This window comes from Peribacillus sp. NJ11 (assembly GCF_030348405.1).
Lineage (GTDB): Bacteria > Bacillota > Bacilli > Bacillales > DSM-1321 > Peribacillus.
Map to the genome: position 1 here is coordinate 453,073 of NZ_JAUCFO010000001.1, position 13,828 is coordinate 466,900.

At 40.6% G+C, this 13,828-nt stretch carries 13 protein-coding genes and 1 riboswitch; of the genes, 5 read left to right on the forward strand and 8 right to left on the reverse strand.

Annotated elements, in window-relative coordinates:
- Positions 1 to 40: 40 nt before the first annotated feature.
- Together QUF86_RS02280 and QUF86_RS02285 are read right to left on the reverse strand one after the other, a co-directional pair.
- A complete protein-coding gene (locus QUF86_RS02280) occupies positions 41 to 1,063 on the reverse strand; it encodes an LLM class flavin-dependent oxidoreductase (RefSeq protein WP_289333491.1) in 1,023 nt (340 codons plus the stop codon).
- A 142-nt stretch (positions 1,064 to 1,205) separates the two neighbouring features.
- Positions 1,206 to 2,117, reverse strand: coding sequence for a LysR family transcriptional regulator (locus tag QUF86_RS02285; RefSeq protein ID WP_289333493.1), 912 nt, complete (start codon positions 2,115 to 2,117; stop codon positions 1,206 to 1,208).
- Between the two features lie 489 nt (positions 2,118 to 2,606).
- On the opposite strand from QUF86_RS02285, the gene QUF86_RS02290 reads away from it, so the two are divergent.
- The gene (locus QUF86_RS02290; protein ID WP_289318003.1) at positions 2,607 to 2,819 is read left to right on the forward strand and encodes a hypothetical protein; all 213 of its coding nucleotides are present in this window, start codon (positions 2,607 to 2,609) and stop codon (positions 2,817 to 2,819) included.
- 168 nt (positions 2,820 to 2,987) lie between these two features.
- Here the strand turns inward: QUF86_RS02290 and QUF86_RS02295 are convergent, their stop codons facing one another.
- The 3 genes from QUF86_RS02295 to QUF86_RS02305 form a co-directional block, all read right to left on the reverse strand.
- Positions 2,988 to 3,083: a BBE domain-containing protein gene (locus QUF86_RS02295; protein ID WP_289318486.1), complete on the reverse strand. Its 96-nt coding sequence runs from the start codon at positions 3,081 to 3,083 to the stop codon at positions 2,988 to 2,990.
- Between the two features lie 4 nt (positions 3,084 to 3,087).
- Positions 3,088 to 3,237, reverse strand: a complete 150-nt coding sequence (locus tag QUF86_RS02300) for a hypothetical protein (protein ID WP_289336302.1) — start codon at positions 3,235 to 3,237, stop codon at positions 3,088 to 3,090.
- 187 nt (positions 3,238 to 3,424) lie between these two features.
- Positions 3,425 to 4,813 (reverse strand): amino acid permease, encoded by a 1,389-nt coding sequence (locus QUF86_RS02305; protein WP_289333495.1) that lies wholly within the window; start codon positions 4,811 to 4,813, stop codon positions 3,425 to 3,427.
- A gap of 529 nt (positions 4,814 to 5,342) precedes the next feature.
- Positions 5,343 to 5,421: riboswitch (glycine riboswitch) on the forward strand.
- A 209-nt stretch (positions 5,422 to 5,630) separates the two neighbouring features.
- Here QUF86_RS02305 and QUF86_RS02310 point away from each other — a divergent pair.
- From QUF86_RS02310 to QUF86_RS02325, 4 genes are all read left to right on the forward strand, one after another.
- Positions 5,631 to 6,971 carry an amino acid permease gene (locus QUF86_RS02310; protein ID WP_289333496.1) on the forward strand — a complete coding sequence of 447 codons (1,341 nt, stop codon included), beginning with the start codon at positions 5,631 to 5,633 and terminating at the stop codon, positions 6,969 to 6,971.
- A 290-nt stretch (positions 6,972 to 7,261) separates the two neighbouring features.
- Positions 7,262 to 7,462 carry a DUF3311 domain-containing protein gene (locus QUF86_RS02315; protein ID WP_125161884.1) on the forward strand — a complete coding sequence of 67 codons (201 nt, stop codon included), beginning with the start codon at positions 7,262 to 7,264 and terminating at the stop codon, positions 7,460 to 7,462.
- The gene (locus QUF86_RS02320; protein ID WP_289333497.1) at positions 7,459 to 8,937 is read left to right on the forward strand and encodes a sodium:solute symporter family protein; all 1,479 of its coding nucleotides are present in this window, start codon (positions 7,459 to 7,461) and stop codon (positions 8,935 to 8,937) included. The genes QUF86_RS02315 and QUF86_RS02320 overlap by 4 nt, the downstream gene beginning before the upstream one ends.
- A gap of 402 nt (positions 8,938 to 9,339) precedes the next feature.
- Positions 9,340 to 9,522, forward strand: a complete 183-nt coding sequence (locus tag QUF86_RS02325; protein WP_289333498.1) for a hypothetical protein — start codon at positions 9,340 to 9,342, stop codon at positions 9,520 to 9,522.
- A gap of 5 nt (positions 9,523 to 9,527) precedes the next feature.
- Here QUF86_RS02325 and argH read toward each other — a convergent pair whose 3' ends face one another.
- From argH to QUF86_RS02340, 3 genes are read right to left on the reverse strand one after another with little or no spacing between them, the layout of a single operon-like run.
- Positions 9,528 to 11,012 (reverse strand): argininosuccinate lyase, encoded by a 1,485-nt coding sequence (argH, locus tag QUF86_RS02330; RefSeq protein WP_289333499.1) that lies wholly within the window; start codon positions 11,010 to 11,012, stop codon positions 9,528 to 9,530.
- A gap of 15 nt (positions 11,013 to 11,027) precedes the next feature.
- Positions 11,028 to 12,716, reverse strand: coding sequence for an ABC transporter permease (locus QUF86_RS02335; RefSeq protein ID WP_289333500.1), 1,689 nt, complete (start codon positions 12,714 to 12,716; stop codon positions 11,028 to 11,030).
- Positions 12,713 to 13,825 (reverse strand): ABC transporter ATP-binding protein, encoded by a 1,113-nt coding sequence (locus tag QUF86_RS02340; RefSeq protein ID WP_289333501.1) that lies wholly within the window; start codon positions 13,823 to 13,825, stop codon positions 12,713 to 12,715. The genes QUF86_RS02335 and QUF86_RS02340 overlap by 4 nt, the downstream gene beginning before the upstream one ends.
- Between the last annotated feature and the right edge of the window lie 3 nt (positions 13,826 to 13,828).

Consider the following 13,828-nt stretch of genomic DNA (forward strand, 5'->3'; position numbering starts at 1 on the left):
ATTTTTAGCTTGCTGACTTCTACTTTCCTTAGATGACTTCTTAATTTTGCCTCACAAAGTTCTTTTCTCCAGGTAAGGCTAATTGAAGCGGACTCAACAATTGAAAAGATCGGAATCTTTCTGCTTCTTTTACTACCGGTGTATGTAGGATAAACTCATCTACCCCATATTTTTCATGTAAATTTGTTAGGACTTCCTTTACGTAAGAGGGAGTTCCAGCAATAATATTGGAATCTTGTTCTTCTATTTCGTAAGACTCCCCAGACTGCTTCCCGAATAATTCTGCTTGCACTAAGGTTTGGACCGTAACAGAACGACCGCTTTGGAGATGAACTTTCACTATCTTTTGGTCACCGGCTAGCTGTTCTGCTTCTTGTTGTGAAGGAGCAGCAATCACTGAAACTGATACCTTAAAGCTCCCAGTTGGATAGATACTTCGGTAAATGCGTACAGCATCTTCGAATACAGTCTCATTACTGTTGATAAATCGAGCAAATACATAAGCTATACCCAGATTGGCTGCTAGCCTGGCACTGTCAGCACTTGCACCAAGCAGAAACATTTTTGGCTTTTTTGAAGGGAGTGGCGTCGCCTGAATACCTGAAAGCGGGTGATTTTCATTAATCGAATTTTCAATTATTTTTTGTAAAAAAGATAACCGCTCTTCGAAATCTTTTCCATCATTAACTGTACCAAATTGTAGCGCCTTCGTTGATAAGGGGAGACCACCCGGTGCCTTTCCAATGCCAAGGTCAACTCTGCCAGGCGAAAGATTTGATAACACGTGAAAATTTTCCGCCACTTTATATGGACTATAATGCTGAAGCATAACACCTCCGGACCCTACCCTAATAGATTTTGTTTGGGCTAATAAATATGATACCAATACTTCCGGGGAAGATCCCGCTAGCTTTTCGGCATGATGATGTTCTGATACCCAGAAACGGGTATATCCCCACTCTTCTGCATGTCTCGCCAGCTTAATGGTTTGCTGTAGTGCATCAAAGGCTGAAGTTCCTGGAAATATCGGGCTCTGGTCTAAAATGCCAAGCTTATAACTCATATTCTCTCCTCCGCTTTAATTCACAGTATACTGATATGAATAATAATAATTTAATAATTTTGATTTATCCTAACACCTAAAGCATGTTAATGGCAATGGTTTAACTAATAGGAAAAAATATTGTATTGATAGAAAATATCTATCAATTAGATTGTGTCTGTAATTGATGATGATCTTGTTCAAATTTCCGAATTGATAAAAGAATGTCATTCCATAGTAAGGGTGCTTCCATCCCGTGATTTAAATGAGTCAGATAGATGTGCTGCTTTATCTTGATTAAATGTGACACATCAACTTCAACCAAAGTTCCCTGTTCTAACTCTTTTTTAATACATAAATACGGTAAAAATCCGATACAGCTTCTGCTAAGAATTAGCGATTTCGCCACTTCCAAGTGATCAACCTGAAATTCAATACGCGGCTCTACATTAGACACTTCAAAAATTTTATGAACGTGGTTCCAATCAAACGCACCACACTCAAAAAATACCAACGGCTCCATTGCTAATACTTGCACCGTTAGCTCTGTTTCAACTTGAAATGGATGTCCTGGATACACTACTAAACGTATCGAATTATCAAGGGTCTTGTGTTTTTGCAGACCACTATGTGTAACATCCTTCATAAATGCTATATCAACCCGTTTCTGAAGCAATTTATCAATTAATGCATCATTTGTTGCTGAAATAAATTTAAAGCGTAAATTAGGGTTTTCCTTTTTCCATAGAGGAAGAGCAAATGGAATAAAGTATTGCGATGTAATGATATTAGCCCCTATCGTTATTTCCTCCAGATCGCTTCCTGTTTTCAACTGTTTTTTCCCCTGTTGAAAGGTACGAATAATTTGTTCCGCAAATGGAATGAACGCTTTCCCTTTTTCGGTTAAAATAATCCCTCTCCCTTGCCTCTCAAATAGTACTGAATCGAGTTCACTCTCAAGCGTCTTAATTCTTGCCGAAACCGTCGGCTGTGATAAAAACAGTGCCTCTGCTGCTTTATGAAAATTATTAAAATGAACAACATACATAAAAGCTTCAATATGATCAATATTCATCTCCCCAACTCCTTTTTCCAAAATGAACGCAAAAAGCTCCTGTTCGCTTATCGCGTTCAGGAGCTTTTGGTTGTCCAATCAGCTCATCTTTTATAATAATTCTTTCTCCGATTTTAATCTTATAAAACCAATAAGTAAAGTGCAATTTAATTAACTGAACAACCAACAAGTCACGATATATTTATTGCGATTGCATACAATATGATATTCAAGGAACATAATACTATTTATACAGATGAAAATTTAAGGATTCTAAGTAAATAAAACTAATAATTCCATTCTCTTTCTTCCCGTTTTTCAATCCTAAGGGTGTATCTTTTTTCCGGATTGCCGATAAATTTTGCATAGTTTATTTTAATTGTTTATCCCAATGGACTTGGCAGTTTCAGTCCTTCCTGTCTACGTTATATATTTTTTCTCCTTATAAAAAAGAAAAGAAAGGTCATCCTAATGGAGTAATTCAAATTATGACATAAGGAGAGAAACTACATGCCTCAACAACAAATTGATATCAATCAATTAAATCAAGCGAAAGCAAACGTTACCCTTACGCAAACCTTACTTTCACAAGCAATTGAAAAATCTTCTTCTGATCCAACTTTGGCACAAGAAGCCATTAAACAAGCTGCTCAAGAAATCGCACAAGCCCAACTTTCCGTAAATCAGGTTTACAGTGCAGTACAAGCTCCGCAAGCGGAATGATTTTGGGTATTATTTCGATTAATTGATTCAAAACAAGATGAAAGAGGCCTATATCCAAATTTAGGAATAGGCCTTTTTATAACGAATGTTTTTGGTCCATCCAAGCTTTTTCACCCCCCCTTATTTAATGGGGGTATTCTTTGAGGGAACTTAAACGTATTGTATGGATCATACATACCTCGTTTTCACTTCTCGAAGCCGTTTGAATTTTTCTCCATAGTACGCAGTTGGCCAATCTTTGATGAGAGTATCCGGCCAATTCACGTAGTCACCGGTAGTAAATGGTGACAAGGCGTGCTTCAGGTCCTTGATCCACCGAATGTTTAGCCTCTCTTCGTCTGGATTGGTCCATGTAGCTAAATACTCCTGGACGATAATGGCATAGCGATAATAAAAAGCCGTTCATTTGGGTCCGCACGACCAGCGGCCCCTATGGATTGGTGCCAAATTGCTGCATTTTCATTTGGAGTATTTTCCAGAAAATGCTTCATCGCAGGTTCACTCGTGAATTCCAACAATTGATCCACAAAGGCAAAAAAAAAAGCCCCTCTCGATCAAGAGAAGGGCTTTTTAAAAAGTATTTTAACGCTTTATGCTTTCGTACCTTATCCAGAAATCTCATCATCGGATTTAACATCCAATGGAGTTCGTTTATCCATTTTCAGCAGGTAATAACTTGCTGCGACCAAGACTAGGAAAACGATCCCGACAATCAAGGAAATCCGGGTACTCGGATTGACCCACATACCAACCAGCACCATCAGTAAAAAGGCAATTGTCGCATAGTTACTGTAAGGGGCCAACGGCATTTTGAACGGATGTTTTTCCATTTCAACAGCATTTACCTTTCTGAATTTAAGCTCACTGATAAGTAATACAAACCATGGAATCATCCCGGGTAAAACACTCGCACTGTATACATAAAGGAATAATTGCGGCGGTGCAAGGTAATTCAGGATAACCCCGATGCCCAATCCTAATAATACAGCGATCGTACAATATGCCGGCACTCCATTTTTAGATACTTTTGCAAAGATTTTAGGAGCTTGGCCATTCAATGCTAGAGTGTAAAGCATACGCCCTGCACTGAAAATCCCACTGTTGCATCCAGACATTGCGGCAGTGATTACGACAAAGTTAATGATGCCTGCCGCTGCAGTGATACCGATTTTAGCAAAGGTTGAAACGAATGGACTTCCGATGTCATCCAGTTTATCCCAAGGATAAACCGTCACGATGACGAAGATAGCGCCAATATAGAAAATTAAAATGCGCCATATAATTGATTTGATCGCTTTTGTTACGGTCTTTGTTGGATTTTTCGCTTCTCCGGCTGTGATGCCGATAAGCTCAACGCCTTGATAGGAAGCCACGACAAGGGAAAGCGCAAAGAAGAATCCTGTCCAACCTCCCGTAAAGAAGCCGCCATTTGCCCAAAGATTCGATAATCCAATCGCATCCCCCCCATTCCCTATTCCAAAGAAAATAAGGCCAAGACCGGCAATGATCATCAATATAATCGTAATTATTTTTATAAGCGCAAACCAAAACTCAAATTCCCCGAAAGATTTTACGGAAATGAGGTTGGCCGCCCCCAAGATGATCATGGCGACCACACCTGGTATCCAAGCTGGTAACTCCGGGAACCAATACTGCATATACATTCCAACGGCGATGATTTCGGACATTCCGACGATTACCCATTGAAACCAATTGCTCCAAGCAGTCATATAACCTGCCAAAGGATGTATATAGCTGCTCGCAAAGGTTGCAAAAGAACCTGTAGTCGGTTCTAAATATAGCATCTCCCCCATAGAGCGCATAATGAAAAATATAAATATACCTGCGATGGCATAAGCGAGCATTACAGAGGGCCCGGTCCATTTGATCGTGCTCGCCGATCCCATGAATAACCCAACCCCGATGGTTCCGCCCAAGGCTATCATTTGGATATGACGTGCCTCCAGCCCTCTCTTTAATTCCTTATTTGACATGTTTAACTCCCCCAGATGCAATATTAGCGGCAATGATATTAATATCCTTTCCACCAATCGACTCTCTATTATTATTGCGGGTAAAAATGCTTTATCCTAATCATTTGCATAACACTTTAATTTTATTTTCTTATCTTATAATAGTAAATATTCTGTAAAAATACAAATGTATTTTTCAAATAAACAGTTGCCAAAAATATCTTGTTGATATTCCCAATCAAAAATTATCATTTTAAAAAAGTGATGATCAGTATTTTATAATAGTGATAGTACAAAAAGAGCAGAAAACAATCACTTCTGATCGGAGCCCATTCAAACCTTCGCAAGTGAATGTTTATAAAAATTTAAACCATTTCAAGAAGTGTTGTAAATGCAAAAATTTGTTGACCTCCGAAAAAATAAATGATAGAATTCCAATATTATTTTATAAGTATAATGAACGATTCAGCAGTGGAAGATTATCACTGACTGACATTTTCACACAACCACATACAAGCAAGCGATGAACGCTATGGATGACACTATAGCAGGAGCAGCTTCTGGAGAGACTGTACAAGATGCAGCGCCGAAGGATTCACAATCTCAGGCAAAAGGACAGAAGAGTAACGAATGATAAATTGTTATTCTGAACCCTTTAAGAGATTGGTATTATCCAATCTCTTTTTTTATTGTCCACTTTGTGATTGGACGGAAACAACACTCGTGAAAAAAACCATTGGGAAATGCAAGCTGGGCGAAAAATCACGTCCCTCTCTCCAAGACCAAGCAGGTTTGAAATCATTCACTATCAAGACCATAAAAGACGGGGGCGTACGAATTGGCTAAACAGGAATTAAAAAGAGATTTAAAAAATCGTCATGTACAACTGATTGCAATAGGAGGAACCATTGGTACCGGTTTATTTTTAGGATCCGGAAAAGCCATACAATTGGCAGGTCCATCCATCATCTTCTCCTATCTGATAATAGGGATTGCTTTGTTTTTTGTGATGAGGGCCCTAGGCGAATTGCTCTTATCCAATGCAGGGTATACGTCATTCACTGAATTCGCAACCGAATATGTCGGTCCATGGGCTGGCTTCGTGACCGGTTGGACCTATTGGTTCTGTTGGATCATGACCGCAATGGCCGATATCATAGCTGTTGGTGTCTATATACAATACTGGTTCGATATCCCTCAATGGATTCCGGCTCTAATATGCCTGGTCATCCTGTTAGGATTGAACCTATTGACCGTTAAGTTATTTGGCGAATTGGAATTCTGGTTTGCCATCATTAAAGTAATCACAATCATCGCCTTGATCATCGTAGGTATCTTCTTATTGATCATCGGCTTCAATACCAATACCGGAACGGTTTCCCTAACGAACCTATGGAATCATGGAGGCATGTTCCCTAATGGCATCTCCGGATTCCTATTATCTTTACAGTTGGTCGTCTTCTCCTTTGTAGGTGTCGAATTGGTCGGGGTTTCCGCAGCAGAAACGGCGAACCCGAGAAAGAACATTCCGTCTGCCATCAATAAAATCCCTGTCCGGATTTTACTTTTCTATGTGGGTGCCATATTCGTCATTCTCTGCGTCAACCCATGGACTCAACTGGATTCCACGAGCAGCCCATTTGTAGAGGTCTTTGCGTTAATCGGCATTCCTGTAGCTGCAGGGATCATCAACTTCGTCGTTTTGACATCTGCTGCTTCTGCATGCAACAGCGGTTTATTTTCAACAAGCCGAATACTCTATACGTTAAGCAGGAATGACGAAGCCCCTGCCAAACTGAAAAAATTAAATAAACAGGCTGTTCCAAGCAATGCCTTGTTTACATCAACAATCGTTGTATCACTTGGGGCATTATTAAGCAAACTGATACCGGAACAGGCATTTACCGTTGTGACGACCATCAGTGCCATCTGTTTCATTTGGGTATGGAGCATAATCTTGATCTCCCATATCAAATATTCGAAAACAAGGCCTGACCTCAGAGCCGAATCAACTTTCAAGGCTCCTTTTACACCCTTTATCAATTACGTCATTTTAGGATTATTCCTGTTCATCCTTATCGTTATGCTATTCGCTGAAGCTACACGACTATCACTGCTCATGACGCCAATCTGGTTCATACTCTTGGTGATACTATATAACTACCAGAAAAAAAGATAGAAAACGGATAAAGCCTTGAACTCAATATGAATTCAAGGCTTTATCCATTTCAACAAACACTTCAACTTTCCATCAGTGGACTCGGTTGCTAAAAATATATCAAGCAACCACATTAAATTTTATATCGAAATAGTGTAAGCTAATATATATCATCGGAACTTGTAAAAGAAGGGAAATCAATCATGTATGAATTTCCCTTCCCCGTTTGGTTCACCCATCCATCAGTGGTATTAAAGAAAAACCCCCATTGGTGGACGTTTCACTTTATTTAATACGGAGGGGTTTGTTTAATGAAGATTATATATATCCTTACTCTAGTTCCTTTCATAGGCATACTAGGATTTCTACCTTTTGTTAATAGAATAGAACCTTATGTATTAGGGATGCCTTTCAATATGTTCTGGATGGCTATGTGGGTGGTCCTTACCTCTGCCATCTTGGGCATCATGTATAAGCTGGATCCCAGGAATCGGGAAGGTGACCAGGAATGAATATTGCTCTCTTAATCATTTTAGCATTTTTACTTCTGTCGATATTTTTAGGCATTCGCTCTTCAAAAGGAAAAGATATGGACTTGGAACAATGGACGGTGGGCGGACGTGGCTTTGGTGCAATATTCGTCTTTCTGCTGATGGCTGGGGAAATCTATACGACCTTCTCCTTCCTTGGCGGCAGCGGCTGGGCTTATGGAAAGGGCGCACCCGCTCTATATGTTCTTATTTACATTACTTTGTCTTACGTATTATCCTATTGGCTCCTTCCGGAAATATGGAAATATGCCAAAGAAAATAAACTGATGTCTCAATCCGATTTCTTTGTAAGCAAATATAAGAGTCCTAGTTTAGGAATTTTGGCTGCGCTTGTCGGTGTGGTGTCGATGATTCCAGTGATCGTCGTGCAGCTGAAAGGTTTGGGGATCATTGTATCAGAAGCTTCTTATGGTGCCATCTCAATGTCTGCGGCGGTTTGGATGGGGGCGATCAGCCTTACCATTTATGTGATGATATCCGGTATACACGGTTCAGTTTGGACAGCAGTCATTAAAGATATCATGATGATTGCCATTATAGGATTCTTAGGGATTTATCTGCCCATTCATTACTTTGGTGGATTTCAGCCGATGTTTGAAGCGATTGATTCGGCAAAACCCGGTTTTCTAAAGTTCCCTGAGCAGGGACTTAGCGTATCATGGTTTATCTCCACGGTAATATTGCTCGTATTCGGTTTCTATATGTGGCCCCAAGTTTTCAGCGCTGTTTATTCAGCGCGCAGTGGGAAGGTATTTCGAAAAAATGCCATCATCAGCCCTTTATATACGCTCATGCTGTTATTCGTCTTTTTTGTAGGGTTTACAGCTATATTGAAAGTGCCTGGACTCGTTGGGGCAGATGCAGACCTCTCATTGCTGCGCCTTTCGATCGAGACCTTTGATCCATGGTTCATAGGCATAATCGGCGGAGCTGGATTGCTGACCGCATTGGTGCCTGGATCCATGCTTTTGATGAGCGTCGCTACACTGCTCGCGAAAAACGTTTATAAGGAATTCGCACCTACAGTATCCGATCGGCACGTTGTAAGATTGGCAAAGTTCCTTGTTCCCATCATTGCCCTTATAGCCGTCTACTTCACCTTAAACGGCGGCGAAACGATGTCGGCATTAATTCTCATGGGATACAGTCTCATTACACAGCTATTCCCTTCCCTTCTCTTTAGTCTGAAGAAGAATAATCCAATCAATAAATATGGCGCAATCGCCGGCATCATCACTGGATTGGCCATCGTAATCTGCATTACACTCAGTCATTCAACAATAGGGACCTTGTTTCCATCCTTGCCACAAGCAGCAAAAGATTTGAATGTCGGAATCATCGCCTTGGCAATCAATTTCCTTGTGATGATAACAGTAAGTCTTGCTTTCAGGAAGCACGCGGTTCAGTTGGAACCTAAATCCGTTAACGATATATGAAGCGCTCATTTTTGGATAAAAAGTAAAGATGTGAAAGAACAATGGAAGGCTCAGTCAAAAGACTGAGCCTTCCTTTATAATCGACATCCAAAGCATAATGTCCTTTTTCTCAAGATTGATTATAGGAAGTCTCATTTTAGACTACTACTCTTTTTTGTTTATAATCAAATCCCCTATTTTAACTAATAAATACAACGAAAAAATAATCATCAAGGTTCTGGCTACTACCAGACCATCAGTAGCTAAATCATATCCTTTAGGTATTAATAATTTAGGGTTAAAGCTAAAAGTAATCGATATTACGAGAGCTATTAAAATCAGGATGCAACCGAACTGAAGTCTATTTGACATTAACATTCCGCCTTATATTAGGTTCGCAGTTAGCAGATAAAATGCTTCGTATTGCTTCCAAGACAACAAAAAAATACTCGTATCAGTAGATTCGGGCTTTTACTCGTGAGTTCCACGCATTTACTCGTGAATTTGGAGCAAATACTCGTGAGTTTTACGCTTTTACTCGTGAATTTGGAGCAAATACTCGTGAGTTCCATGCCCGTTAATAAAACTCATTTCCTTTTTTCCTGATAACTTCAGTAATCCACTAAAGCCTTCCTTCCATCATTCAATGCTTTGACCATTTCCTTATATTCCTGTAACTCTTGTTCCAGTTTTTGTTTTCTAGATACAATCATCCTCGAAACCTCTTTCGGGCTGGGCCCGCCTTGAATGCTTCTAATCTCTACAAAGTATTCGGGAGAGATTATTTTTTTCCATTCATCTTCTGCTATATTCACTGAGACGAATCCATTTATCATCTTGTTTATGTCTTGTGTGTCCCAATCATATAGCTCTTTCCCTTCACTTATCGACCGTTTTGCAATATGGCTGGCTATGGAATGGGCTTTTCTAAATGATATCTCGTAATCTCTTGATAGGGTATCCGCTAATTCAGTAACCGTTATACTAGATTTTGCTGCCATTTTCTTTGTATGTTCTTCATTCACTTTCAAAGTTGATATGACGGCATACATCAGTTTCATGACACGGCCCGCATTCGAAAAGGCTCGATATAAATGCGGCTGTAAATCATCTTCCGTATCGACGATATCACCAAATGGTGTGTTGTGGATCATGTTCATGGCAGCAAGTGCGTCACCATACGCACTGCTTGCAATCGAACGGGAATGTTCAATTGATACTGGGTTTCTTTTTTGCGGCATGATGCTGCTTACTTGTACATAAGGATCTGCCACATGAAATGTACCAAACTCCCTTGTCACATGCTGCAGGAAATCTTGAATCCACCTTCCAGTGTTGACCATGCACGTCATGATGGCAGTTGCAGTTTCCAATAAATAATCGGCCCCGCCTATCGAGTCATAGGAATTTTCAATAACCGAATCGAACCCAAGCAGTTCAGCGGTACGGTTCCGGCTGATTGGAAAACCGGTAGTCGTTAACGCAGCCGCGCCCAGAGGGGATTGGTTCACCGTTTCAAAGGCTGCCCATAACCGGCCAATATCCCTTTGGAGAACATCATAAATGGCTAAAAAGTAATGACCTAATGTAGTCGGCTGAGCCGGTTGGGTATGTGTGTAACCAGTAATATAAGTTTCTGTATGTTTTTCTGCCTGCACCAAGAATACCTCACTCAATTGGTTTGCATATCCGATCAATTGGAGAAGATGACCTCTCAAAACTAGCCTGTACATCGCAACTCCCATATCATTACGGCTACGCCCGATATGAATTTTCCCTGCAAGCTCATGACCAATTTCCTCACCGACCTTTGCCTCCATCATGAAAAATAAGTCTTCGAATTGAGGCTGATAGGTCAGCTTGGTGAGATCTGTTTGGGCCACTTTCCGAATCCCATCCAGCATGGTTTTCGCCTCTTCTTCTTTAATGATCTTTTGTTCCGAAAGCATGATGACATGTGCTCGATGAATATCGAACATCACATGAAATAAGTAATCTCTTTGATCATTAAAAACTGGCATTAGAAGCTCTTCTGCATATGTTTTCCCAGGAAAAACACTACCTTCATTTTTGATAAATTCTTCAAGCTTACTCATCTTTGAACCTCCGATTTATAAAGCTTTTTCCGCTTTGATTCCAAAAAACTTGTTCGAAATAAAGAGAACGATAACAATAAGCGTGATTTGAATCATCCCATAGGCAGCTGCCTGCCCCATATTGAACATCCGAAGCTGATTCATGATTTCAATGGATATGGGTCTGTTTGAAATCGTATACAACAAGACTGAGGTTGGAAATTCTCCTACAGACTCGATGAATGCCAATAATGTCCCGGATAAAACACCAGGCATGATAATCGGTAAAATGACCTTTCTGAAGGTATAAAACCACTTTGCCCCCAAGTTTCTAGCCGCTTCCTCAATCGAGTCATCGAGCTGCTCCAGAACGGCGTTAGTCGAGCGGACAACGAGTGGAATATGTCTGATGAAATAGGCAAGGGGCAAAATCCAAAATGTTCCTACCAATATTTGACCGAAAGAAAAAACGCTAGGTTCATTGAATGCGAATATCAAGTTCATCCCTATGACCGTTGCAGGCAACGCCCAAGGAATCATGACTAGAATATCAACAAAGCTTTTCCCTACGAATTTCCGTTTGACAAGAACATAGGACGCGATGACCCCAAACACCAGATTTGCCAGTGTGGCAATTACGGCCATCAGTAAACTATTCCGTAACGGTTTGAAGATATTGGGATCTTCAAACAATAGCCGGTAATTTTCCACATTAAATACTGTTGGGTACGTTTGGAATGTCCAGGTCCCATCCGGCACAAGTGAAAGCAATAGAATCGTAAAGTGAGGTAAAAGCAGAATAATTACGCCGATGATACCCGTTACGACCATCACCCATTTCATAAACGGATTTTCCACTTCATTCCTGTGTGCCCCAATTCCTTTGGAAGCCATGCGGTAATCTTTCCTATTCTGGTACCAACGCATGAATAATAGAAAAGAAATCGAAATAATGGATAGAATGACTGATTGAGTAGCAGCAATTTCCATATCACCATTAATCTTCGAAAAATAAATTTGCAAGCTCAATACCCTGTACCCCCCAGCCAATAAAAACGGGGCGCTGAATGAAGCCATCGATATCATGAAAACAAGTAAAGAGGCGGCCACGATGGCGGGTGTCAATAATGGAAATGTCACCTTCCAAAATACCTTGAATTTATTTGCGCCTAAGTTATAAGCTGCTTCTTCAAGGGACGGATCAATTTTATTGATTGCAGCGGATACGGTCATATAAAAATATACATACATCGTATAGGCATGCACGATCAGTATTCCCGATACCCCGCCAATTTTAAATGGAACTTTATCGAGACCGAACAGATCCTTGATGGCATTCGGGATTAATCCCGATTCTCCATATAAAAACATAAAGGCCATAACCCCTACCAACGACGGAAGGACAATCGGCAAAATCGCTACAGATGAAAAGAAGCTTCTCCCTGGGAAATCATAACGGTTAAAAATGATTGCTAGCGGAATGCCAATCAAGGCACTGACCAATACACTCAATACGGATATATAAACGGAATTCCATAGAGCCTCTAAGTTCGTTTTCGATTCCTGTACGAAGAAGTCCTGATAATTTCCGAGGGATATCGCTCCGTCTTTTTGCAAACTTTCTATAAAGGTTCTCAATGATGGGTAGAGTACATAAGCTACAAGCACCAATACAACTGGAATAAGGAGCCAAGTCGTCAATCTGGTGTCACGATTTTTAATCATGGTGCATCACCGCTAATGACAGGGAGAAGGCGCAGCTGATTCTCAGGAAGTTGGACAAACACTTCCTTCCCTTGATAAAAGTATCCAAATTCATGAGTATTAAATACGTCCACCCTTAATAACACGTTTTGAACATCCACCATGACATTTACAACAGATCCAAAGAATTGGACGGAATGGATTTTACCTTTAAAGATATTCATTCCCTCTTCGGCCACATCCAGAATTCTGATTGCTTCAGGACGAATCGAAACAGCAAGGTCATTATCGGTCTGCAGAATTGAATTTCCTTCCCTATCTGGATTTTGCACATTGAATTTAAACGGTTGTTCACTGTTTTTAAGGGTAACCGCTATATTCTCTTGTTGAACGTTTTCCACATTAACGGGCAATAGATTAATCTCACCTATGAAACTCGCCACAAAGTCATTGGCCGGCTGATTATAAATTTCTGCCGGCGTCCCGACCTGGTGACATACACCATAATTGAACACAGCGATCCGATCACTCATGGATAATGCCTCAGCCTGATCATGTGTGACATAAATGGTGGTAATCTTATAATCACGCTGCAGTCTTAAGATTTCTACCCTCATTTCATCACGAAGCTTGGCATCCAGATTACTTAATGGCTCATCCAACAGCAATATTTCCGGTTCAATGACCAGTGCTCTCGCAAGGGCAACACGCTGCTGCTGTCCTCCGCTCAACTGGCTCACTTGACGACTCGAGTAGCTCTCCAGCCTGACCTTTTGGAGGGCATCCAGCACTCTCCTCTTTAAGTCAGCTGAAGAAACTTTTCTCACACGCAAACCAAATGCAACATTATCAAAAACAGTCATGTGGGGAAAGAGGGCATAGTTTTGAAATACCATGCCTGTATTTCTTTTCTCCGGAGGTACACGCGTCATATCTTTTTCGCCAAATCGGACGACACCTTTTGTTGGATAATAAAAACCGGCAATCATCCGAAGCGTTGTCGTTTTACCGCAGCCACTTGGACCAAGAAAGGTAAAAAACTCTCCTTCTTTGATTTCCAGATTTAAATGGTCAACAGCTATCGTTTTACCGAAGGCTTTTTGGACATTCTCCATTTTTATTGACGCCATCCA

Excerpts from the sequence above, each read along its gene's own strand:
- QUF86_RS02280 (WP_289333491.1), bottom strand. The coding sequence starts at position 1,063 with ATGAGTTATAAGCTTGGCATTTTAGACCAGAGCCCGATATTTCCAGGA.
- QUF86_RS02285 (WP_289333493.1), bottom strand. The coding sequence starts at position 2,117 with ATGAATATTGATCATATTGAAGCTTTTATGTATGTTGTTCATTTTAAT.
- QUF86_RS02290 (WP_289318003.1), top strand. The coding sequence starts at position 2,607 with ATGCCTCAACAACAAATTGATATCAATCAATTAAATCAAGCGAAAGCA.
- QUF86_RS02305 (WP_289333495.1), bottom strand. The coding sequence starts at position 4,813 with ATGTCAAATAAGGAATTAAAGAGAGGGCTGGAGGCACGTCATATCCAA.
- QUF86_RS02315 (WP_125161884.1), top strand. The coding sequence starts at position 7,262 with ATGAAGATTATATATATCCTTACTCTAGTTCCTTTCATAGGCATACTA.
- QUF86_RS02320 (WP_289333497.1), top strand. The coding sequence starts at position 7,459 with ATGAATATTGCTCTCTTAATCATTTTAGCATTTTTACTTCTGTCGATA.
- argH (WP_289333499.1), bottom strand. The coding sequence starts at position 11,012 with ATGAGTAAGCTTGAAGAATTTATCAAAAATGAAGGTAGTGTTTTTCCT.
- QUF86_RS02335 (WP_289333500.1), bottom strand. The coding sequence starts at position 12,716 with ATGATTAAAAATCGTGACACCAGATTGACGACTTGGCTCCTTATTCCA.
- QUF86_RS02340 (WP_289333501.1), bottom strand. The coding sequence starts at position 13,825 with ATGGCGTCAATAAAAATGGAGAATGTCCAAAAAGCCTTCGGTAAAACG.